The following is a 22206-nucleotide window of genomic DNA, read 5'->3' as shown; positions in this document are numbered from 1 at the left end:
GCAGATGTTGTAGAAGTACAGCAGCTCGCCGGCCGAGGCGTGGCCCGAGACGTGGACCTTGGCGTTGCCCTTGTGGACGACGTTCGCGCCCCAGCGGGTCAGACCGTTGATCACGCGGTAGACCGCGTTCTCGTTGCCCGGGATGAGCGACGAGGCCAGGATGACGGTGTCGCCCTGGACGATGCGGATCTGGTGGTCGCGGTTGGCCATCCGGGACAGCGCCGCCATCGGCTCGCCCTGGGAGCCGGTGCAGACGAGGACGACCTCGTGGTCCGGCAGGTCGTCGAGCGTCTTGACGTCGACGACGAGGCCGGCCGGGACGCGCAGATAGCCCAGGTCACGGGCGATGCCCATGTTGCGGACCATCGAGCGGCCGACGAAGGCGACCCGCCTCCCGTACTCGTGGGCCGCGTCCAGGATCTGCTGGATGCGGTGCACATGGCTGGCGAAGCTGGCGACGATGATCCGCTTCTGCGCGTTGGCGAAGACCGTGCGCAGCACGTTGGAGATGTCGCGCTCCGGCGGGACGAAGCCCGGGACCTCGGCGTTCGTCGAGTCCGACAGCAGGAGGTCGATGCCCTCCTCGCTGAGGCGTGCGAAGGCGTGCAGGTCGGTGAGCCTGCGGTCCAGCGGGAGCTGGTCCATCTTGAAGTCGCCGGTGTGGACCACCATGCCCGCGGGGGTGCGGATGGCGACGGCCAGCGCGTCCGGGATCGAGTGGTTGACCGCGATGAACTCGCAGTCGAAGGGTCCGATGCGCTCACGGTGGCCCTCGGTCACCTCGAGCGTGTACGGGCGGATCCGGTGCTCCTGGAGCTTCGCCTCGATCAGGGCGAGGGTCAGCTTGGAGCCGATCAGCGGGATGTCCGGCTTCAGCCGGAGCAGGAACGGGACGCCGCCGATGTGGTCCTCGTGCCCGTGGGTGAGGACGATGCCCTCGATGTCGCCGAGGCGGTCCCGCAGGGTGGTGAAGTCCGGAAGGATCAGGTCGATGCCCGGCTGCTCCTCCTCCGGGAAGAGGACGCCGCAGTCGACGATCAGCAGACGGCCGTCGTACTCGAAGACCGTCATGTTGCGGCCGATCTCGCCGAGACCGCCCAGCGGGGTGACGCGCAGGCCGCCCTTGGCAAGCTTGGGCGGTGCGCCGAGTTCGGGATGCGGATGACTCAAAAGACTCTCCTCACCATGGACGCCACGTGCCGCGGAGGCACGTGGCGTACATGACATTCGTGCACGTGCTGTTGTCAGTGTCGGGCCGGGTCCGCGCGTCGGGCTCTGCGCCGTGGCGGTCGCGCCGGCAGGTCTCGCCTATTCAGTTGTGAAGTCTGTGTTCTTCAGCTGTACCCCACCCGCGGCCAGGTCGAGCTTGAGCTGGCCGGTTTCTTCGGGGGAAAGGCCGACGAGCGGGAGCCGGAGGGGGCCGGCGGGCAGTCCCTGCAGGGTGAGCGCCGCCTTGGAGGTGATGACGCCCTGGGTGCGGAACATCCCGGTGAAGACGGGGAGCAGCTTCTGGTGGATCTCGGTCGCCTTCTGGACGTCGCCGCCGCGGTGGGCGTCGAGCAGGGCGCGCAGCTCCGGGGTGACGACGTGGCCGACCACGGAGACGAAGCCGACGGCGCCGACGGAGAGCAGCGGGAGGTTGAGCATGTCGTCGCCCGAGTACCAGGCGAGTCCGCTGCGCGCGATGGCCCAGCTGGCGCGGCCGAGGTCGCCCTTGGCGTCCTTGTTGGCGACGATCCGCGGGTGGGCGGCGAGGCGGACGATCGTCTCGGTGTCGATCGGGACGCCGCTGCGGCCGGGGATGTCGTAGAGCATCACGGGGAGTTCCGTGGCATCCGCGATGGCCGAGAAGTGGCGGAACAGGCCCTCCTGCGGGGGCTTGTTGTAGTACGGCGTCACGGCCAGCAGGCCGTGTGCGCCGGCGCGCTCGGCGGCGCGGGCGAGCTCGATGCTGTGGCGGGTGTCGTTGGTGCCGATCCCGGCGACGATGTGGGCGCGGTCTCCGACCGCCTCCAGGACCGCTCGTACGAGCTGGTCTTTCTCCGCGTCGCTGGTGGTGGGCGACTCGCCGGTGGTCCCGTTGAGGATCAGACCGTCGTTGCCCACGTCCACGAGGTGGGCGGCGAGGCGCTGGGCGCCGTCGACGTCGAGAGCGCCGTCCGCCGTGAAGGGCGTGACCATGGCGGTGAGGACCCGGCCGAAGGGGGTCTGCGGAGTGGAGATCGGAGCCATGGGTAACACGCTACTCGCTGCTCAGTGCAGGGTGTCCCCTCGGGGGACGTGACGTACGACGTGACAGGTGGAACCCGGCACTGCCTGCTCGGGGGTTCAAGCAGTGCCGGGTCCGTTTGATCAGCCTAGATGAACTTCTCGAAACGCCGCAATACGGACACCTCGCCACCGGGGCGCACATCAGTGCCTACGGAGCGACCCTGCCGTTGGCGTTGAACGCCGCGTAGGTCAGCGGCATGAGCCTGGCCCACTCCTGCTCCATCTTCTCGCCGACCATCTCGATCTCCCGCTGGGGGAAGGACGGCACCTTGGCGTCCTCGTGCTGCGTGCGCAGTCCGAGGAAGTGCATCAGCGAGCGCGCGTTGCACGTGGCGTACATCGACGAGAACAGGCCGACCGGGAGCACCGAACGGGCCACCTCGCGGGCGACCCCGGCGGCGAGCATCTCCTGGTACGCCTCGTAGGCGTGGACGTACGAGTCCTCCATGACGCGGCCGGTCAGCTCCTGCTGCGCCCGGGTGCCCTCGACGAAGACGTACTTGCCGGGACGGCCCTCCTGGACGAGCTTGCGCTCGGCGGCGGGGACGTAGAACACCGGCTCCAGCTCCCTGTAGCGGCCCGATTCCTCGTTGTACGACCACCCGACGCGGTGGCGCATGAACTCACGGAAGACGAAGATCGGGGCGCTGATGAAGAAGGTCATCGAGTTGTGCTCGAAGGGGCTGCCGTGGCGGTCCCGCATCAGGTAGTTGATGAGCCCCTTGGAACGCTCGGGGTCCTTCGAGAGCTCGTCGAGCGACTGCTCACCCGCGGTGGAGACCCGGGCGGCCCACAGCACGTCGGAGTCGCCGGCGGTGTGCTTCACCAGTTCGACCGTGACATCGCTGCGGTAGCTGGGCTTGACGTTCTCTGCGGGGGTCTCGCTCACCGGCGGTCCTTCCATGTGCGTCGCTCGGGCGGCGCCCACTCTACGGCGCGCGGCGGACGGCGAAGGGCCCGGCAGGCGCCGGCAGGTGTCGTTCGGCCGATCCGGGGAATTCGGGCACCAAACGACGCGTATGCACGTCTGTACGGATACAAGCGATCCGCTGTGTACGGATGCCAGCGTTCCGCCCCGAATCCCGCAAGGAGAGTCCCTGATGTTCCGGCGCGAGGCCGTCCCGTTCACGTTCGTCGCCGAGGCCGACGCCTTCCGCAGCAATGTCGCTCCGCCGCCCCGGGAGCGGCCCAGCGCCTCGCAGGTGCTGACGCGCACGATGATCGGCCTCACCGTGGTGGCCGGGCTCGTCGGCTCCCTGCTGCTGGGGACGCCCGCGCTGGAGTCGGGCACCTCCTCGCCGGGTCACTCGCAGTCGTCGGAGGCGTCCCGCAACCGCTGAGCCACCCCCATGGCCCCCCAGGGGTGGTCCCGTACCGAGCACCTCGGTAGCCTCACCGGGCACAGCCGAATCAAGCGTGCTGGTGAGTGAGGATCGCTCGTGCCCCTGCCCTTCCTGACGGCCGACCGTGCTTTCGACACGCAAGCGGACGACATCGCGCTGCCCTTCGACGACCACGACCGCTGGCGGCGCCCGTACCGCCCGGGCCCGTGGCGGGTCGGAGCGGCGGCGCTGGTGCTGCTGCTCGCGTCGTTCGTGCTGATGGCCTCGATGATCATCGCGTTCGCCGGTGCCCTGTCCGGCGCGGCCTTCTGCATGGCTCTCGGCGCGCTCATCGTCCTGGTGTCGCTGCGACTGCTGCGGATGGGCACCTGGGTGAGCCGGCACGGTGTGCGGCGGGTCGCCTTCTTCTCGACGACGACTCTCGCGTGGAACCGGTCGACCGCGCTGCGGACGGTGCAGCAGCCGGTGCGCTGGCTCGGCCTGCCGCGCACGGTCCAGGGTCAGGCCCTGCTGCTGGTCACCCAGCGGGGTGAGCAGATCCCGCTGATGACCGACCACGACGCGGACTTCCTGTCGCGCCTGGAGGCGTTCGACCGGGCGGCCGACACCGTCGAGGCGTGGGGCGCCGAGTACCGGGCCGGCTGAGCACCGCCGGGCGCACACGAACGGACCGGTCCGGGCGGCGAGAGCCGTCCGGACCGGTCCGTTTCCGTCACGGGCCCGGCCGCGCGGGGTCCGTCGTCCGGATCCCGGCCGGGTCGGGTGCCGTGATCCGGACGGAGATCCTCAGCCGGAGACCGGCTTGCCGTCGTGCAGAGCGATCGCCCGCTGCATCGCCCTGCGGGCCCGCGGCGTGTCCCGGGCGTCGTGGTAGGCCACGGCCAGCCGGAACCAGCAGCGCCAGTCGTCCGGGGAGTCCTCGGTCTCGGCCCGGCGGCGGTCGAAGACCGCGTCGGCGGAGTCCTTGTCGATCCGGCCGCCCGGGGTGCGGACGAGTTCGTCGACGGGCAGACCGCCCTCCGCGTCCAGCTCCGCGGCGAGCCTGTTGGCGCGGGTGACGAACCGGGTGTTCTTCCAGAGGAACCAGACGCCGATCACCGGCAGGATCAGCACCGCCGCACCGAAGACGACGGTGAGTGCGGTGCCCTGCCGGATGAGCATCACGCCGCGGCTGCCGGCCAGGACGAAGTAGACGACCAGGACGGCAGCCGTGACGAAGTAGGTGATCTTTGCGCGCATCCGAGACACCGGTCAGCCCAGGTCGAGGAAGTGCTCCAGGCCGAAGGTGAGGCCCGGGGCGGAGGTGACACGGCGGACGCCGAGCAGGATGCCCGGCATGAAGCTGCTGTGGTGCAGCGAGTCGTGCCGGATGGTCAGGGTCTCGCCCTCGCCGCCGAGCAGGACCTCCTGGTGGGCCAGGAGGCCGCGCAGGCGCACCGCGTGCACGGGGACGCCGTCGACGTCCGCGCCGCGGGCGCCGTCGAGGGCGGTCAGGGTGGCGTCGGGCTGCGTGCCCAGGCCGGCCTCCGCGCGGGCGGCCGCGATGAGCTGGGCGGTGCGGGTGGCGGTGCCCGAGGGGGCGTCCGCCTTGCCGGGGTGGTGGAGTTCGACGACCTCCACCGACTCGAAGTACCGCGCCGCCTGCTGCGCGAACGTCATGGTGAGCACGGCGCCGATGGAGAAGTTGGGCGCGATGAGCACACCGGTCTCCGGGGAGGCGGCCAGCGAGGTGTTCAGCTGCGCCAGCCGCTCGTCCGTCCAGCCGGTGGTGCCGACGACGGCGTGGATGCCGTGGCGCACGCAGAAGTCGAGGTTGCCCATCACGGACGCCGGCGTGGTCAGCTCGACCACGACCTGCGCACCGGAGTCCACCAGGGACTCCAGCTTGTCGCCGCGGCCGAGGGCCCCGACCAGTTCCATGTCGTCGGCGGCCTCGACGGCCCGGACGGCTTCCGAGCCGATACGGCCCTTGGCACCGAGGACGGCCACGCGCAGCTTGCTCATCGATGTGCTTCCTTACCGGTTAGGAGACCGCTTCGTGCAGGCGGTCCGCCTGCTTGTTCTTCAGGGGGCCGATGACCGCCAGCGACGGCCGCTGCCCCAGGACGTCGCCGGCCACCGCGCGCACGTCGTCGGGCGTGACGGCGGCTATCCGGGCCAGCATCTCGTCGACCGACATCTGGGTGCCCCAGCACAGTTCGCTCTTGCCGATGCGGTTCATGAGCGCTCCGGTGTCCTCGAGGCCGAGGACGGTGGAGCCGGAGAGCTGGCCGATCGCCCGGCCGATCTCCTCGTCCGAGAGGCCGTCGGAGGCCACCCGGTCGAGCTCGCCGCGGCAGATCTTCAGCACGTCGTGGACCTGGCTGGGGCGGCAGCCGGCGTAGACGCCGAAGAGGCCGGTGTCCGCGAAGCCCGAGGTGTACGAGTACACGCTGTAGGCGAGCCCCCGCTTCTCGCGGACCTCCTGGAAGAGCCGGGAGGACATGCCGCCGCCCAGCGCCGTGTTCAGCACGCCCAGCGCCCAGCGGCGCTCGTCGGTGCGGGCGAGGCCGGGCATGCCGAGGACCACGTGCGCCTGCTCGGTCCTGCGGTCCAGGTGCTCCACCCGGCCCGCGGTGCGCACGGCGCGGCGGCCGTCGCGGGGCGCGACCGGCACGGCGTCCGTGCGGTCCAGCGCGCCGGCCCGCTCGAAGGCCCTGCGCACCTGGCGCACGACGGTGGCGTGGTCGACGTTCCCGGCCGCGGCGACCACCAGGTGGGTGGGGTCGTAGTGCTTGCGGTAGAAGCGCCGGACGCGGTCGGCGGTGAGCGCGTTCACGGTGTCGACGGTGCCGAGGACCGGGCGGCCCAGCGGGGAGTCGCCGTACATGGTGTGCGCGAAGAGGTCGTGCACGCAGTCGCCGGGATCGTCCTCGGTCATGGCGATCTCCTCGAGGATGACGCCGCGCTCGGCGTCCACGTCCTCCTGGAGGATCAGCGATCCGGTGAGCATGTCGCACACCACGTCGATGGCGAGCGGCAGGTCCGTGTCGAGCACGCGTGCGTAGTAGCACGTGTACTCCTTGGCCGTGAACGCGTTCATCTCGCCGCCGACGGCGTCGATCGCGGAGGAGATGTCGAGCGCGGAGCGGCGGCGGGTGCCCTTGAACAGCAGGTGTTCAAGGTAGTGGGTGGCGCCGCCGAGGGAGGGCGTCTCGTCGCGGGAGCCGACGTGCGCCCAGATGCCGAAGGTCGCGGAGCGCACCGACGGCAGGGTCTCGGTGACGACGCGGAGGCCGCCGGGCAGGACCGTGCGGCGGACGGTGCCGATGCCGTCCCTGCCCTTGAGGAGTGTTTGGGTACGGGCGACGGCCCGCGCCTCCGAGGAGGTGCGGGCCGTCGCCTGCGGACTACGGGACGTCACTTGGCGGCGTCGTCCTTCTTCTCGTCGCCCTCTTCGCCCTCGACCACGGGGATCAGGGAGAGCTTGCCGCGGGAGTCGATCTCGGCGATCTCGACCTGGACCTTGGAGCCCACGGCCAGCACGTCCTCGACGTTCTCCACGCGCTTGCCGCCGGCGAGCTTGCGGATCTGCGAGATGTGCAGCAGACCGTCCTTGCCCGGGAGCAGCGACACGAACGCGCCGAAGGTCGTCGTCTTCACGACGGTGCCCAGGTAGCGCTCGCCGACCTCCGGCATGGTCGGGTTGGCGATGCCGTTGATCGTGGCGCGGGCGGCCTCGGCGGCCGGGCCGTCGGCGGCACCGATGTAGATGGTGCCGTCGTCCTCGATCGTGATGTCGGCGCCGGTGTCCTCCTGGATCTGGTTGATCATCTTGCCCTTGGGGCCGATGACCTCGCCGATCTTGTCCACCGGGATCTTGACGGTGATGATGCGCGGCGCGTTCGGGGACATCTCGTCCGGAACGTCGATCGCCTCGTTCATCACGTCGAGGATGTGCAGACGCGCGTCACGGGCCTGCTTCAGCGCGGCGGCCAGGACCGAGGCGGGGATGCCGTCGAGCTTGGTGTCGAGCTGGAGCGCGGTGACGAAGGTCTTGGTGCCGGCGACCTTGAAGTCCATGTCACCGAAGGCGTCCTCCGCACCGAGGATGTCGGTGAGGGCGACGTAGTGCGTCTGGCCGTCGATCTCGTCGGAGATCAGGCCCATGGCGATACCGGCGACGGGGGCCTTGAGGGGCACACCGGCGTTCAGCAGCGACATGGTGGAGGCGCAGACGGAGCCCATGGACGTCGAGCCGTTGGAGCCCAGCGCCTCGGAGACCTGGCGGATCGCGTAGGGGAACTCCTCGCGCGTCGGCAGCACCGGCACGATGGCGCGCTCGGCGAGCGCGCCGTGGCCGATCTCGCGGCGCTTGGGCGAGCCCACGCGGCCGGTCTCGCCGACGGAGTACGGCGGGAAGTTGTAGTTGTGCATGTAGCGCTTGCGGGTCACCGGGGAGAGGGTGTCCAGCTGCTGCTCCATGCGGAGCATGTTGAGGGTGGTGACGCCCAGGATCTGGGTCTCGCCACGCTCGAACAGCGCGGAGCCGTGCACCCGCGGGATGGCCTCGACCTCGGCGGCGAGCGTACGGATGTCCGTGATGCCGCGGCCGTCGATGCGGACCTTGTCCTTGATGATCCGCTCGCGGACCAGCTTCTTGGTCAGCGCGCGGTAGGCGCCGGAGATCTCCTTCTCGCGGCCCTCGAAGGCCGGGAGGAGCTTCTCGGCGGCGAGCTCCTTGACGCGGTCCAGCTCGGCCTCGCGCTCCTGCTTGCCGGCGATGGTGAGCGCCTGCGCGAGCTCGCTCCTGACCGCGGCGGTGAGCGCCTCCAGGACGTCGTCCTGGTAGTCGAGGAAGACCGGGAACTCGCCGGTGGGCTTGGCGGCCTTGGCGGCGAGGTCCGACTGGGCCTTGCAGAGGGCCTTGATGAACGGCTTCGCGGCCTCGAGACCGGCGGCGACGACCTCCTCGGTCGGCGCCTCGGCGCCGCCCTTGACGAGCTCGATCGTCTTCTCGGTGGCCTCGGCCTCGACCATCATGATCGCGACGTCGCCGTCCTCCAGGACACGACCGGCGACGACCATGTCGAAGACGGCGTCCTCGAGCTCGGTGTGCGTCGGGAACGCGACCCACTGGCCCTTGATCAGCGCGACACGGGTGCCGCCGATCGGGCCGGAGAAGGGCAGGCCGGCCAGCTGCGTGGAGCAGGAGGCGGCGTTGATGGCGACCACGTCGTAGAGGTGGTCGGGGTTGAGCGCCATGATCGTCTCGACGATCTGGATCTCGTTGCGCAGGCCCTTCCTGAAGGAGGGGCGCAGCGGGCGGTCGATCAGGCGGCAGGTGAGGATCGCGTCCTCGGAGGGGCGGCCTTCCCGGCGGAAGAAGGAGCCGGGGATCTTGCCGGCCGCGTACATCCGCTCCTCGACGTCCACCGTGAGGGGGAAGAAGTCGAGCTGGTCCTTGGGCTTCTTGGACGCGGTGGTGGCCGAGAGGACCATCGTGTCGTCGTCCAGGTACGCCACGGCGGAGCCGGCGGCCTGCTTGGCCAGGCGGCCCGTCTCGAAGCGGATGGTGCGGGTGCCGAAGGTGCCGTTGTCGATGACGGCCTCGGCGTAGTGGGTCTCGTTCTCCACTAGCGATTTCTCCTGGGTTCGTCTTTTCGCCCGCTGCCCGTGTGGCAGTGGGCGGTGTGGCGGGAGGAAGCGCCGTGTGTGCGGGCCGGTCTTCGATCGAAGCACCCGGAACGTTGATGTCCGGGGGCCACTACCGAGGACCGGCGGCGATCAGGCGGCTTCCGTCGCGCCGAATGGTGCGTTGTGTGACCAGACTAATTGCCCTGCCGTATGTCGCGCACGCACAGACGCATGTACGGCAAAGGGAGCGGTCCCCGACGGGAACCGCTCCCCTGCGTGCGAGCTACTTGGCGCCGCCGGCCGCACCGCGGCGGATGCCGAGGCGGTCGACCAGCGTACGGAAGCGCTGGATGTCCTTCTTGGCCAGGTACTGCAGCAGGCGGCGACGCTGGCCGACGAGGATCAGCAGACCACGGCGGGAGTGGTGGTCGTGCTTGTGCGTCTTGAGGTGCTCGGTCAGGTCCGAGATGCGGCGGGAGAGCATCGCGACCTGGACCTCGGGGGAGCCGGTGTCGCCCTCCTTGGTGCCGAACTCGCTGATGATCTGCTTCTTCGTAGCGGCGTCGAGAGACACTCGGTACTCCTCATGTGTTCGATGCGCCCGCGAGTGCCCCTGGTCTGTGTCTCAGGGGAGCTTCCATGACTCGGAGGCGAAGGTCCGATGGGCGCGGGTCCCAGAGGCGCGGAGGCTTCCGGAGATCGCGTACACAAACGGCCGTCGTACAGCGTACCAGCCCGGATCAGGAGGTCAGCGCGCGGATGGAGTGGTACACGTCGAAGACGGCGAGGGTCAGCGGGACCAGCGTCAGCAGGACGAACGTCTCCGCGACCTCCAGGAAGCGGCCCCAGAAGGGGGTGACCCCCTTGCGCGGGACGACCAGGCCGATCGCGGTGATGATCGCGGCGACGCCGGCGATGGCGGCCGAGAGCCAGACGGTGCGGATGTCCAGCGCCGTGCCGTCGCCCTTGACGGCGGCCTGGATCATCTCCACCGGCGGGTTGAGGCACAGGCCCAGGCCGAGCAGCACCAGGGCGCCCAGTCCCGCGGCGAGGGCGCAGCCGACCTGCGCGGTGTAGCGGAAGAGGTGGGCGCGCATCAGCATGGCGATGCCCGTCGCGAGGGCGAGCAGCTGTCCCCAGATGCTGTCCGAGAAGCCGAGTACGGCCGCGGCGCCGACGGCGACCAGGGCGCAGCCGCCGACCAGTCCGACGAGCAGTTCGTGCCCGCGGCGGGCCTGCGCGGCGATGCGGACGGCGTCCACCGGGCCCTGCTGCTGCTCGGGGTCCGTGCCGTAGCCGCCGACGCCGGTGCGGGGCGGTTCGAAGCCGATCGGCAGCCGGGCGAAGCGGGTGGACAGGCCGGGGAGGAACGCGAGGAGGCCGACGGCGAGCGGGGCGCAGACGGCGGCCGTCTCGGAGGGCCGCAGCTCGGTCAGGATGGCGACGAAGGTGACCAGCAGGCCGATGGCGGAGGCGAAGACGAAGGCGACGAAGGGGCCGTCCCCGGCCGGGGCCAGGATGGTGAGGACGACGGAGCAGAGCAGGACCGCGGCGCAGGCCAGCAGGAACTGGAGCTTGCCTATGCCCTCGCCCTGGGCGAGCGGCAGCAGGCCGGCGCCCGCGACCCCGGCGTTCGCCATCGCACCGATGCCGAGGGCGACGGCGGAGCCGCGGTCGTCGTAGACGCGGACCCGCACGCCGGAGAGGGCGAGCAGCAGGACGGCGGTGACGGCGGCGAGGATGCCGGGCAGGCCGTGCATGTCGTGGCGGGGGTCCGCCGTCCACAGCACGAAGGCGAGCAGGACCATCAGGACCGAGCCGCCGACGAGGCCGGCGCCGCGCATCAGCGCGTCGCTCCACAGGGTGCGGTCCTTGGCGACCGCGGAGGCGACCGCGTCGGACACGTCGTCGAAGACGGCGGGCGGCAGCGAGTCGGCGAACGGGCGCAGGGAGAGCAGCTCGCCGTCGAGGATGCGCTGCGCCGACAGGGAACGGCCGCCGTCGAGCACGGTGCCGTCGCGGCGCACCAGGTGGTAGCCGACGGGGGCGCCCTGCTCGGGGGTCTGGCCGGACAGGCGCAGGATCTCCGGGTACAGGTCGGCGACGGCGATGTCCTCGGGCAGCGCGACGTCGACACGGCCGTCGGGTGCCACCACCGTCACGCGGCAGAAGCCCGTGCCCGATGCCGACACGGTCGCGGGCGCGGACCGGCCGGGTCCCTGGGTCGTGGCTGGGGCCGTCATACTCACCTGTTGCTTCCCCTCGTGGTGATCCTGGCCGGCTGGCCTGACATGCGATCCGGGCGGTCGGAGCCGTCCCGGCCGGCCCACCCGTCGTTGCGCTCCGAATGACCCTTTTTTTGCGGTAGTTCATGGCTGCGCAAATCCGTCGCGCCACCCTACCGCCCACCCGTCGCTGCTGACGCAAGTAGGATCCCTGACCGCGGAGGGGGCCCGTCGCCACGGGGGCGCCGATAGGAAGTTTCCCTCCGCCAAGGGAATTGGTGAGCTGTGAGTCAGATCGTCGTCAAGCGCCCACCACGGGCCCTGCCGTCCGAAGTGCCCGGCGAGCAGGTGCAGCTGCAACCACCGCCCGAGCTGCCCCGCGGACAGCAGGAGGGCGCCCTGATGCAGCTCCTGCCGATGCTCGGCATGGGCGGTTCGGTGGTCTTCTTCTTCATGACCCCGAACCCGATCATGCGGATCATGGGCATGGTGATGATCGCGTCCACGGTCGCCATGGCCATCGCGATGCTCGTGCGCTACCGGCGCGGCACCCAGGGGCAGCTCGCCGATCTGCGGCGCGACTATCTGAAGTATCTGACGCAGACCCGCCGTTCCGTGCTGCGGACCGCGCACCTCCAGCGGGACGCGCAGTTCTATCTGCACCCGTCGCCCGAGCAGCTGTGGGCGCTGGTCGCCGAGGGCAGCCGGGTCTGGGAGCGGCGCGTGGCCGACGACGACTTCGCGCAGGTGCGCGTCGGGCTGGGCAGCCAGCAGCTCGCGACGCCGATCCTCGCCCCCGAGACCGGTCCCGTCGACGAGCTGGAACCGCTCACCGCCGGCGCGATGCAGCAGTTCGTCAACGCGCACGGCACCGTGGACAACCTGCCCATGGCGGTGTCGCTGCGCGCCTTCTACCACCTGACCGTCACCGGCGACGCCGACTCCGCGCGGTCGGCGACCCGCGCCATGGTCGGCTCGCTGGCGGCGCTGCACTCCCCCGAGGACCTGGTCGTCGCCGTGGCCTGTGCGCCGTCCGCCGCTCCCCAGTGGGAGTGGGCGAAGTGGCTGCCGCACGTCCAGGACGGCGGTCCCGGTGACGGCGCCGGCTCCCGCCGGCTGATCACCACCGATCCGCGCGAGCTCCAGGACATGCTGGCCACCCGGCTGGAGGGCAGGCCGCGTTTCCAGGGCGGCAACCACCCCCTCCTCGACCAGCCGCACATCGTGGTCGTGCTGGACGGGCAGTCGGTGCCGCAGGCGTCGGCCCTCTCCGCTCCCGAAGGGCTCCAGGGCGTCACGATCGTCGAGGTCGTGCCCGGCGAGCACAACGGCCCGCGCGGCGGGCTGTCGGTGACCGTGCACCCTGACTCGCTGCAGCTGGAGTCCGGCCACGGCCTCGTCTACGACGGCTCCCCCGACCGTCTGGGACTGGAGGCGGCCGAGGCGCTCGCCCGGCAGCTCGCCCCGCTGCGCATAGGAAGCGGCGGTGACGACGACGAGCCGCTGCTCGCCAACCTCGACTTCACCGACCTGCTGAACCTCGGCGACGCCGCCTCCGTCGACGTGGCCCGCACCTGGCGGCCGCGCTCCCAGTCCGAGCGGCTGCGCGTCCCGATCGGTGTCGGCGAGGACGGCAGCCCGGTGATGCTCGACCTCAAGGAGGCCGCGCAGGAGGGCATGGGCCCGCACGGTCTGTGCGTCGGCGCCACCGGTTCCGGAAAGTCGGAGCTGCTGCGCACCCTGGTGCTGGGCCTCGCGGTGACCCACTCGTCGGAGACGCTGAACTTCGTCCTCGCCGACTTCAAGGGCGGCGCCACCTTCGCGGGCATGTCGCAGATGCCGCACGTGGCGGCGGTCATCACCAACCTGGCGGACGACCTCACCCTGGTCGACCGCATGGGCGACTCCATCCGCGGCGAGCTCAACCGCCGCCAGGAGATGCTGCGCGACGCGGGCAACTACGCCAACATCCACGACTACGAGAAGGCCCGTGCGGCGGGCGCGCCGCTCCAGCCGATCCCTTCGCTGGTCCTGGTGATCGACGAGTTCAGCGAGCTGCTGACCGCGATGCCGGACTTCATCGAGATGTTCGTGCAGATCGGCCGCATCGGCCGCTCGCTCGGCGTGCACCTGCTGCTCGCCTCGCAGCGCCTGGAGGAGGGGCGGCTGCGCGGTCTGGAGACGTACCTGTCCTACCGGATCGGTCTGCGGACGTTCTCGGCCGCGGAGTCGCGGGCGGCGATCGGCGTGCCGGACGCGTACACCCTGCCCAACGTCCCCGGTTCGGGGTTCCTGAAGTACGGCACCGACGAGATGGTGCGTTTCAAGGCGGCGTACGTCTCCGGCGTGTACCGGAGCAACCAGCACGCGGTCGTCCCCGGCGGTCCGCTGCCGGTCGACCGGCGGCCCGTCGCGTTCACCGCGGCTCCGGTACCGGTCCGCTACGTCGAGCCGGCCGCGCAGCCGCGCGTCCCGGACGCGCGGCCCCCGGAGGACGACGCGCTCGCCGACTCCGTCCTGGACGTGATCGTGCGCCGGCTGGAGGGCCGGGGCGCGGAGGCCCACCAGGTGTGGCTGCCGCCGCTCGACAACCCGCCGCCGCTGGACGAGATCCTGCCGGGTCTCGCCGGGGTGGAGGGGCGCGGCCTGACGCAGCCCGGTTTCGAGGGCTCGGGCAAGCTGGTCGTCCCGCTGGGCGTCGTCGACAAGCCGTTCGAGCAGCGGCGCGACGTGCTCTACCGGGACTTCTCCGGTGCCGCGGGCCACATGCAGATCGTCGGCGGCCCGCAGTCCGGCAAGTCGACGCTGCTGCGGACGCTGATCTCCGCCTTCGCGCTCACCCACACCCCGCAGGAGGTGCAGTTCTACGGACTGGACTTCGGCGGCGGCGGCATGTCCTCGATCGCGGGCCTGCCGCACGTCGGCGGGGTCGCCTCGCGCCTCGACCCCGAGCGGGTGCGGCGCACGGTGGCCGAGGTCTACGGGATCCTGGCCCGCCGCGAGGAGTACTTCCGCAGCGCGGGCATCGACTCCATCAACACGTACCGCAGGCTGCGCGCGCGGGGCGAGATCTCGGTGGCCGAGCAGCCGTGGGGCGACGTCTTCCTCGTCATCGACGGCTGGGGCAACTTCCGCAACGACTACGAGGGCCTGGAGTCCGCCGTGGTCGACATGGCGGTGCGCGGGCTCGGCTACGGCATCCACGTCGTGCTCACCGCGTCGCGGTCGATGGACGTGCGGTCCAACATCAAGGACCAGCTGCTGAACCGTCTGGAGCTGCGGCTCGGCGACACCATGGACTCCGAGGTCGACCGCAAGCTCGCCGTCAACGTGCCCCAGGGCGTGCCGGGCCGCGGTCTGGTCCCCGAGAAGCTGCACTTCATGGCATCCGTGCCGCGCATCGACGGCATCCAGTCGGACAGCGACCTGGCCGAGGCGACCACGGCCATGGTGCAGGAGGTCAGCCGCCACTGGACGGGGCCGACGGCGCCGAAGGTGCGTCTGCTGCCGCGCGAGTTCCCTGCGCAGCAGCTGCCGGCGGGCTTCGCGGAGCCGCGGCGCGGCGTGGCGTTCGCCATCGACGAGAACAACCTGGAGCCGGTCTTCGTCGACTTCGAACGCGACCCGTTCTTCCTGGTGTTCGGCGAGAGCGAGTCCGGCAAGTCCAACCTGCTGCGGCTGCTCATCAAGCAGATCACCGAGCGGTACGACGGGAACGCCGCGAAGTTCTTCGTGATCGACAACCGCCGTGCGCTGCTCGACGTCACCCCCGCCTCGCACCTCGCCGAGTACGTGCCGATGTCGAACAACATGGACCACCATGTCGACGCGCTGGCCGAGCTGATGCAGCGGCGGGCGCCGTCCGCCGAGGTCACGGCCCAGCAGCTGCGGGACCGGAGCTGGTGGCAGGGTCCGGACGTGTTCGTGGTCGTCGACGACTACGACCTGGTGTCCACGTCGAGCGGCAACCCGCTGGCGAAGCTGACGGAGATGCTGCCGTTCGCCCGTGACGTGGGCGTGCGCTTCGTGATCGCCCGCAGTTCGGCGGGCGCGTCCCGCGCGGGCTACGAGGCGTTCATGCAGCGCATGACGGAGCTGGGCGCGCAGGGCGTGCTGCTGTCGGGCGACCCGACGGAGGGCGACATCCTCGGCGGCGTCCGGATGCGGCCGATGCCGCCCGGCCGCGGCGTGTTCGTGTCCCGGCAGCGGGGCAACCCGCTCGTGCAGACGGGTCTGGTGTCGGCGGAGCACTCGTCGTGATCGCGGCGGCGGTCTTCGCCGGGGTCTTCGCGGTGGCGTTCACGGCCTTCGGGCTCTTCGTCGACCCGCGCCGGCTGTGGTGGCGCTTCCGGGCGCCAGGACTCGACGACCCCGGGGCGCACGAGCCGTCGTCCGCGTCGTTCCTGTGGCGCCGGGTGCTGCTCGTGGGGCTCGGGCTGTTCCTGGGGTGGCAGGCGGTGGGCGCGCTGCGCCTGGCGGGGGTCTTCGAGACCGGCGCCGACCACGCGGAGATCCTCGACCGGGTGGAGTACGCGGCGCTGAACCTGGAGACCGAGGACGGCGAGGGCCGGCACAAGTGGCCCGGCGGCGACGGGGCGTGGGACGCGTTCATCGATCCGCGGCTGAAGGGCCCGGAGCGCGACGACCCGGTCGCGGTGCTGGTCGACGAGGAGGAGGCGGAGGGCGACTGGGACTCGGAGGCGAGCCGTCAGGGCGGTGCGTCGCCGGAGCCCGGCGGCGCGGCGGACCCGGCGGGCCCGTTCACCGAGCGGTACGAGATCGGCGGGATCTGTCTGACCGTCCACGCCGTGCCGCTGCCGGGGCAGTCCGAGCGGGACGCGGCGCTGGACAGCCTTCTGTACCGCGTCAGTACCGACATCGTGGACGCCCCTTGCGGATAGCCGCCGCCCATCGCATAGGTTGAAACGGAATGCGAACGTCCATCGTCGTACGGGGGAAGGAGCCCGGCACATGGCCTGGGACGAGTGGGATCAGCTGAAGGCATCGGCGGCCGACAAGGGGTCGGCGCAGATGCAGCTCAACGGGATACCCGAAGAGGACAGGCCCAACTCGGGCAATCCGGCCGGCGGTGACCTGAGAGTCGACCAGCAGGATCTGGCGGCCATCGGCGACGAGGCATTCAAGCTGTACAACCGCCTCTGGAAGGAGGCCCGGGTCACCAGCACGGACACCACGGCCACTGACCTGACCGGCCAGGGCTTCGCGCTGGGCGCGGCACTCCAGCACGTGTCGATGCGCTGGGACAAGCAGCTCGGCTCCGTGATGGACGCCTGCGCGCTGATCTCCAACCACATGGACTTCACCAAGAACGCGCACGCGGGTGACGAGGTCTTCATCGCGCGGCACGTCAGCTCGATCCAGACACTCGACGCGGGCTTCGACGAGGCATGGGCCGCCCCCGGCAAGCCGAACGGGATCTACGGCGAGAAGCCGAAGAAGGACGGGGAGTAGGCCGGTGAACTTCGACGATCTGCACTCGGCGAACTTCAAGACGCTCGACGACACCGTCGGCGACTGGACGTCGATGATCACCAAGCTCGGCGAGCTGAAGCGCGACGCGGACGATGGTCTCCGGAAGAAGGCGCTCAAGGCGAACTGGGCGGGCGACAACGCCACCATCAGCCGGGAGTTCGTCGGCAGGACGTCCGGGGAGTTCGGCGACGCGGTGACCCAGGCGACCTCGATCCGCGACATCATGCGGGACACGAGGGACGAGCTCAAGACGCAGCAGCGGCTGCTCAAGGAGGCCATCGAGCGCGGCCGGGGCAAGCACCTGTCGGTCACCTCTTCCGGCGGCGGATTCACCGTCCGGGAGAACCCGGACCAGAAGGCGCCCGGCGGGCAGGAGGACGTCACCGGCCTCCGCAACGAGCTCCAGGGGATCCTGGACAAGGCCACCGAGATCGACACCACGGCCTCCACGTCGCTCAAGGCGCTCGTCGACCTCACGGACCACGGGTTCTCCGACGCGGTGTACAAGGACCGCGACTCGGCGACCGCCGCCGTCAAGGACGCCGAGCGCCTGGCGGCCATCGCGAGGAAGAAGCCCGAGGACCTCACCCCGGCCGACTTCGACGCCCTCAACAACGGTCTGAAGACGCACGCCGACGACCCGATCTTCGCCGAGCACTTCGCGGACGAACTGGGGGCCAAGGGCACGCTCGACTTCTGGGCCGGTCTCAACGACCCGCGTCTCGCCTACGAGGTCGGCTCCGAGCGGGTCGAGAAGTACGGCGAACTCCAGAAGAACCTGAGCCTGACCCTCGCCCAGGCCACCCAGGCGGACACCCCCGAGATGTCCCGCTGGAAGGTGGACATGGTCAACCTCGGGGACCAGCCGGTCTCCAAGCACAGCGGCACCATGGGCTTCCAGGTCATGAGCAACCTGATGCGGTACGGCGACTTCGACGACCGGTTCCTCACCGACTACGGCACCAGGCTCATCGAGACCGAGAAGAAGCTGACCGACAACGGCCGGCACGAGCCCATGGCCTGGCACCCGATGGGCGTCGACCCCATGCTCAACCGCACGGGCACCGACGGCGGGTACGACCCGATGACGGGGTTCATGCGGGCGCTCGCCAACAGCCCCGGCGCGGCGACCGACTTCTTCGGCGCCGACTTCGTCACCAAGGACGAAGACCACGAGTTCGAGCGGGACACCGACGGCGACGGCAAGAACGGCAAGGTCGGGCTCAGCAACTTCGAGTACCTCTTCGAGGAGCGGGACTGGCCGAAGGACATGGACGACAAGGGCGACGACAGCATCGCGGGCCGCAACTACATGGCCATGGCGCTGGAGGCGGCGACGACCGGGCACCCGGCGGGCGAACTCCCCACGGCGGACACCCCGCCGCACAACGCCGAGCAGACACGCCTGATGGAGAGCCTTGTCCACTCCATCTCCGAGGACAACAAGCGGCTCACCGACCACGGCTACATGTCCGACAGCATGGGACAGATCGCCTCCGAGTACCTGCCGGACATCAACCGCGCGACGACGGAGACGAACGCGGACCCGAACGCGACCCAGGCCGAGAAGGAAGCCCGCGCGAGGATCGAACGACTGTTTCCGATCTCGGGGAGCGAGGCCGTGATGGATCACCGCGACGTCTCCCGCTTCCTGCTCACCGTCGGCCAGGACCCCGAGGGGTACGCAGCCGTCGAGGTCGGTCAGAAGGCGTACATGGCCAACCTGATGGACTATCACCTCAACCCCGACCTGCCGCCGTCCGATCGGTACTCCGACGATCGACAGCTCGTGGTGCGGGAGATCGCCCATGCCTCCGGCGAGGTGTCCGCCACTCTGAACGTCGGCAGGCAGGAAGCGACAGCCGGAGACGCGGAAACCGCCGACAAGGAATACGAGCAGTCGGTTGCCATGTGGAAGTCCGGAATCTCGGGTGTCGTGGGGACGGGCATTGGCGTCGGTACCTCCTTCGTGGCGAGTCCTCTGGTCGGGGCAGCCGCCGGAGGCGCCGCGTCGACGGTGAGCGGCATGATCCTCGAAGGCCTCTTCATGGACGCCGAGGGCAACGCCAAGGAGGGTGCCGGAGCCCAGATGGGCAAGGACTGGGAGAACGGCCTCGAAACGAACATCAAGCACACAGCCGGCGCCGCCGATGCGGCGGCGAAGGCGCATGGGCTCGACGATCCGGGAGACATCGCGGAGTACGCCCGCTCGGGAGTGCGCGACGGCTACGACTTCGGAGGCAACTTCTCCGACCGGGTGGCTCCGGAGCTCCAGACGAACATCTGATGGGAGCATCACCCGGCGACATCACTCGGGTCCGCCCCGGCCGGAGGGCTTCCGGGCCCCTCGGCACCGTCCAGGAGACACCTTTGCAGATCACCCCGTCCACCCGTCCGGCCCTGCTCCGCAAGCGCGCGGCCGGGGCATTCGCCCTCGTCGCGCTGGCATGCGGTCTCGGCGCGTGCTCGTCGGCGTCGAACGGGGAGGCCAGGGAGTACGCGGTTCCCTCGTCGCTGTGCGGCACCCCCGTCCCGGCGGACCTCCTGGCGCCGTTCCTGCCGTCCGGAAGTGCGGTGGCGAGCCGGACCGAGGGCGAGCCCGCGGCAGGCGTGAAGCGCTGCGTGGTCACCGTGGACGGCGAGCGGGCACTGACAGCCGCGACGGAGTGGCGGGAGAAGGGCGAGCGCCCGTCCGAGGTCGCGCTCGACCACGAGCGGGTGAACATGGCCGACCACGAATCCACCGGCACCTACCTCTACTCGGGGACCGGTGCGGTCGGGCGGGTGGACGGCTGCACGAGCCCGACGTTCGGAGGAGACCTGTTCACCGTCCTCGAGACACAGGTGGAGGACGGCGACAAGGCGGCGATGAAGCAACTGATCACCGCCTACAGCGAGGCGACACGTTCATCGGACGTGTGCACCTCGCGATGACGGGACGGGCGCGGCTCGCGTTCCCCGCAGGTCCCATCAGGACTCATCACGGCCCGGCGGATCCCGGTACACAGCTCGCACGACGCGGCGGGGTGGTGCCCGGACGGACCTCCGGACACACCAGGGGGTGGGCACCCCTCGCGCGTGCCCACCCCCTGTGCGGTGTCCCGATGTGTCCCGGCCGGGGCCGGTGACGGATCAGGCGAAGTAGCTGGCGGCCTTCTTGTCGCCGCCCATGTAGTCGCCGCCCGCGTTGGCCACGACCTGGCCGATCTGCATCAGGGCCTTGTGGATGTCGGCGGCCTCCTTGTCCCACTTCACCTGCTCCTGGACGTAGGCGTTGTGCGCCTCGCCCTCCCAGCCGGCGGCGACGGTGGCCATGGCCGTCTTGATCTCCCGAAGGTCCTCTTCGAGCTTCTTGGCCTGGTTGCCCAGCGTGGTCGCCGCCACGTCGAGGCCGTCGTACTTGACTACGAGCTCGTCGCCCGAGTTCATGCCCATGATTCCCTCATCTCACTGCGGTGTGGTCACCCGGCGGGCGTCCGCCGGGGTGGAGTGCGCCCAGTGGGCTCTACAGGCCGGCGAGGCCGGACCGGGGAGCGGCGTTGGTGCCCACGCCGAGGTCGACGTTGATGGCCTGCACGGCGGCGCGGACGTCGTCCTCGGTGCCGTCCTTGATCTTGCGCGACTGGCTCATGGCCTCGAGGAACTTCGCGAGGATGTTGCCGAGGCGCACCATGGAGGTGTTGATCTCCTGCTGCTTGGTGTTGAAGGCCCCGGCGCCGATGCCCTTCCACTGACCCTCGAGGCTGTCGATCGTGCCCTGGATCTGGGTGAGCTGGCCCTTGATCGAGTTGAACTTCTCGAAGAGCTGCTTCTCGAGCTGGATGACTTGCTGGTCTGAAAGCCGCTGGCCCTGAGACACGATGGGGTTCCCTTCTGAACTTCTTGATTACTGGCTGGTCGTGCCGTGCCCCCGATGGCGGATGTGGTGCACGACCGTGAGGTGAACGTCTGAACGGGCCTGTTCGGCCCGGCCGTTCCGTCAGGCGCTGCGGCGCTTGCGTACGACGGCGAACGCTCCGCCCGCGAGCACCACGACGGCGGCGGCGCCGATGGCCCAGACCGGCAGGCCGCTGTCGTCCGACTCCGTGGAGGAGCCTGCCACGACGGCGTCGTCACCGGACTTGTCCTCCGGGGCTTGTGACGAAGCTGGTGCAGACGGGTCGGGTGTGGCGGAGGAGGCGTCGCCGCCGGCGGTGCCTCCCTTGCCGCCGACCTTGGTGTTGGTCAGCGGGCTGATGTCCGGGTCACCGGGGGCGCCCACGCCGCGGTTGATGTGGGCTCCCGGGCGGACGATGCCGTGCCCGAGGTAGTTGCTGACCGTGCCTTCCTTCCAGTCCTCGCCGCGTCCGGCGGACTCGAACATGACACGGAGGACCTGGTTGGCCGTCCAGTCGGGGTTCTTGGACCAGATGAGGGCGGCGGAGGCGGAGGCGATGGCGGTGGCGTGGCTTGTGCCCCGCTGGTCGCAGTAGCGGGTCAGGCTCTTGTCGCAGTAGCCGGGGATGTTGGCACCCGGTGCGGCGAGGTCGACGTAGTCGCCGTTGTTGGAGAAGTCCCCGACCTTTCCGTCCTTGCCAGTCGCGGCCACGGCGATGGCTTCCGGATAAGCAGCCGGGTAATGCTTCTTGTTGCCGTCCGTGGCTGCGTTGCCCGCAGAGGCGAAGACGAGCTTGCCCTTCTCCTGCGCGTACTTGACCGCCTCACGGATGGGCGAGATATAGAAGTCGCTGCCGAACGACATGTTGATGATGCGAGCATCGCTATCGGCGGCAGCCCTGATCGCCTCCTGCTGGTCGAAGGCGTTCACCTTCTCCTTGTTCTGCAGCTCGGTGTCGCTGACGCGGTAGGGAATGACCTTGGCACCGGGCGCGAGGCCCTTGACTCCACCGCCCGCTCCGGTTCCCACGATGAGCTCCGCCATGGTCGTACCGTGTCCGGTGCGATCGTCGGTCTCGTCGCCCTCGGCCTCGGCAGCATCCCATCCCTTGAGCACCTGCCCCTTCAGGGACGGGGTGGACGGGTCGACTCCCGAGTCGATGACGGCCACGGTGATGCCCTTGCCCGTGGAGGTCTTCCAGATCTCCTCCGCGTTCATGGCATCCAGGTACCACTGCATCGACTGCGCATCAGCGGCGTGTGCCGCGGGGGCGGCGCCGACGAATCCTGCCGTCAGCGCCACCAGCGCAGCCGCGGTGCCGAACCCCCGCCGCGCACTGCGGGCCTCGATAGTTCGTGCCGTCATTCTTGCTTCCGAGCCT

19 protein-coding genes (1 of these 19 cut by a window edge) are annotated in these 22206 nt (G+C 70.2%); 7 read left to right on the top strand and 12 right to left on the bottom strand.

Going from position 1 to position 22206, the window contains the following annotated elements; translation table 11 throughout:
• The 3 genes from IAG43_RS23680 to thyX form a co-directional block, all read right to left on the bottom strand.
• Positions 1-1170, bottom strand: partial view of a ribonuclease J gene (locus IAG43_RS23680; protein WP_187742704.1) — the 5' portion only. Its footprint begins 516 nt before the window's first position; the window shows 1170 of its 1686 coding nt (coding positions 1-1170); it begins with the start codon at positions 1168-1170; its stop codon lies off the left edge, out of view.
• Between the two features lie 138 nt (positions 1171-1308).
• Positions 1309-2232, bottom strand: a complete 924-nt coding sequence (dapA, locus tag IAG43_RS23675; protein WP_187742703.1) for a 4-hydroxy-tetrahydrodipicolinate synthase — start codon at positions 2230-2232, stop codon at positions 1309-1311.
• A 187-nt stretch (positions 2233-2419) separates the two neighbouring features.
• Positions 2420-3160: an FAD-dependent thymidylate synthase gene (gene thyX / locus IAG43_RS23670; protein WP_187742702.1), complete on the bottom strand. Its 741-nt coding sequence runs from the start codon at positions 3158-3160 to the stop codon at positions 2420-2422.
• Positions 3161-3371: 211 nt separating this feature from the next.
• Here thyX and IAG43_RS23665 point away from each other — a divergent pair, with 211 nt between their 5' ends.
• Complete coding sequence (locus IAG43_RS23665; RefSeq protein WP_187742701.1) at positions 3372-3611, top strand: hypothetical protein; 240 nt, start codon at positions 3372-3374, stop codon at positions 3609-3611.
• 99 nt (positions 3612-3710) lie between these two features.
• On the top strand, positions 3711-4259 hold the full coding sequence (locus IAG43_RS23660) for a hypothetical protein (RefSeq protein ID WP_187742700.1): 549 nt from the start codon (positions 3711-3713) through the stop codon (positions 4257-4259).
• 141 nt (positions 4260-4400) lie between these two features.
• Here the strand turns inward: IAG43_RS23660 and IAG43_RS23655 are convergent, their stop codons facing one another.
• From IAG43_RS23655 to eccD, 6 genes are all read right to left on the bottom strand, one after another.
• Positions 4401-4853: a tetratricopeptide repeat protein gene (locus tag IAG43_RS23655; RefSeq protein ID WP_187742699.1), complete on the bottom strand. Its 453-nt coding sequence runs from the start codon at positions 4851-4853 to the stop codon at positions 4401-4403.
• 12 nt (positions 4854-4865) lie between these two features.
• Positions 4866-5618, bottom strand: coding sequence for a 4-hydroxy-tetrahydrodipicolinate reductase (dapB, locus tag IAG43_RS23650; protein WP_187742698.1), 753 nt, complete (start codon positions 5616-5618; stop codon positions 4866-4868).
• Positions 5619-5637: 19 nt separating this feature from the next.
• Positions 5638-7017, bottom strand: a complete 1380-nt coding sequence (locus IAG43_RS23645) for a M16 family metallopeptidase (RefSeq protein WP_187742697.1) — start codon at positions 7015-7017, stop codon at positions 5638-5640.
• On the bottom strand, positions 7014-9230 hold the full coding sequence (locus IAG43_RS23640; RefSeq protein WP_187742696.1) for a polyribonucleotide nucleotidyltransferase: 2217 nt from the start codon (positions 9228-9230) through the stop codon (positions 7014-7016). The genes IAG43_RS23645 and IAG43_RS23640 overlap by 4 nt, the downstream gene beginning before the upstream one ends.
• Positions 9231-9513: 283 nt before the next feature.
• Positions 9514-9804: a 30S ribosomal protein S15 gene (gene rpsO / locus IAG43_RS23635; RefSeq protein WP_018849931.1), complete on the bottom strand. Its 291-nt coding sequence runs from the start codon at positions 9802-9804 to the stop codon at positions 9514-9516.
• A gap of 166 nt (positions 9805-9970) precedes the next feature.
• Positions 9971-11473 carry a type VII secretion integral membrane protein EccD gene (gene eccD / locus IAG43_RS23630; protein WP_187742695.1) on the bottom strand — a complete coding sequence of 501 codons (1503 nt, stop codon included), beginning with the start codon at positions 11471-11473 and terminating at the stop codon, positions 9971-9973.
• A 267-nt stretch (positions 11474-11740) separates the two neighbouring features.
• On the opposite strand from eccD, the gene eccCa reads away from it, so the two are divergent.
• From eccCa to IAG43_RS34610, 5 genes are all read left to right on the top strand, one after another.
• Entirely contained in the window at positions 11741-15715 is a 3975-nt protein-coding gene (gene eccCa / locus IAG43_RS23625; protein WP_187742694.1) for a type VII secretion protein EccCa, read from the top strand.
• Entirely contained in the window at positions 15712-16356 is a 645-nt protein-coding gene (locus IAG43_RS23620) for a hypothetical protein (protein ID WP_187742693.1), read from the top strand. The genes eccCa and IAG43_RS23620 overlap by 4 nt, the downstream gene beginning before the upstream one ends.
• Positions 16357-16426: 70 nt before the next feature.
• Positions 16427-16927 carry a hypothetical protein gene (locus IAG43_RS23615; RefSeq protein ID WP_187742692.1) on the top strand — a complete coding sequence of 167 codons (501 nt, stop codon included), beginning with the start codon at positions 16427-16429 and terminating at the stop codon, positions 16925-16927.
• 4 nt (positions 16928-16931) lie between these two features.
• Positions 16932-19235: a DUF6571 family protein gene (locus IAG43_RS23610; RefSeq protein WP_187742691.1), complete on the top strand. Its 2304-nt coding sequence runs from the start codon at positions 16932-16934 to the stop codon at positions 19233-19235.
• Between the two features lie 83 nt (positions 19236-19318).
• Positions 19319-19882, top strand: coding sequence for a hypothetical protein (locus tag IAG43_RS34610; protein ID WP_246574517.1), 564 nt, complete (start codon positions 19319-19321; stop codon positions 19880-19882).
• A 198-nt stretch (positions 19883-20080) separates the two neighbouring features.
• Here IAG43_RS34610 and IAG43_RS23600 read toward each other — a convergent pair whose 3' ends face one another.
• From IAG43_RS23600 to IAG43_RS23590, 3 genes are all read right to left on the bottom strand, one after another.
• Positions 20081-20383: a WXG100 family type VII secretion target gene (locus IAG43_RS23600; RefSeq protein ID WP_147988414.1), complete on the bottom strand. Its 303-nt coding sequence runs from the start codon at positions 20381-20383 to the stop codon at positions 20081-20083.
• Between the two features lie 70 nt (positions 20384-20453).
• Entirely contained in the window at positions 20454-20807 is a 354-nt protein-coding gene (locus IAG43_RS23595; protein WP_187742690.1) for a WXG100 family type VII secretion target, read from the bottom strand.
• 120 nt (positions 20808-20927) lie between these two features.
• A complete protein-coding gene (locus IAG43_RS23590) occupies positions 20928-22190 on the bottom strand; it encodes a S8 family serine peptidase (protein ID WP_187742689.1) in 1263 nt (420 codons plus the stop codon).
• Positions 22191-22206 lie beyond the last annotated feature (16 nt).

The organism is Streptomyces genisteinicus (assembly GCF_014489615.1).
Taxonomy (GTDB): Bacteria; Actinomycetota; Actinomycetes; order Streptomycetales; family Streptomycetaceae; genus Streptomyces; species Streptomyces genisteinicus.
The sequence above is the reverse complement of the archived record's forward strand: the minus strand, read 5'-3'. Positions and strand labels throughout refer to the sequence as shown.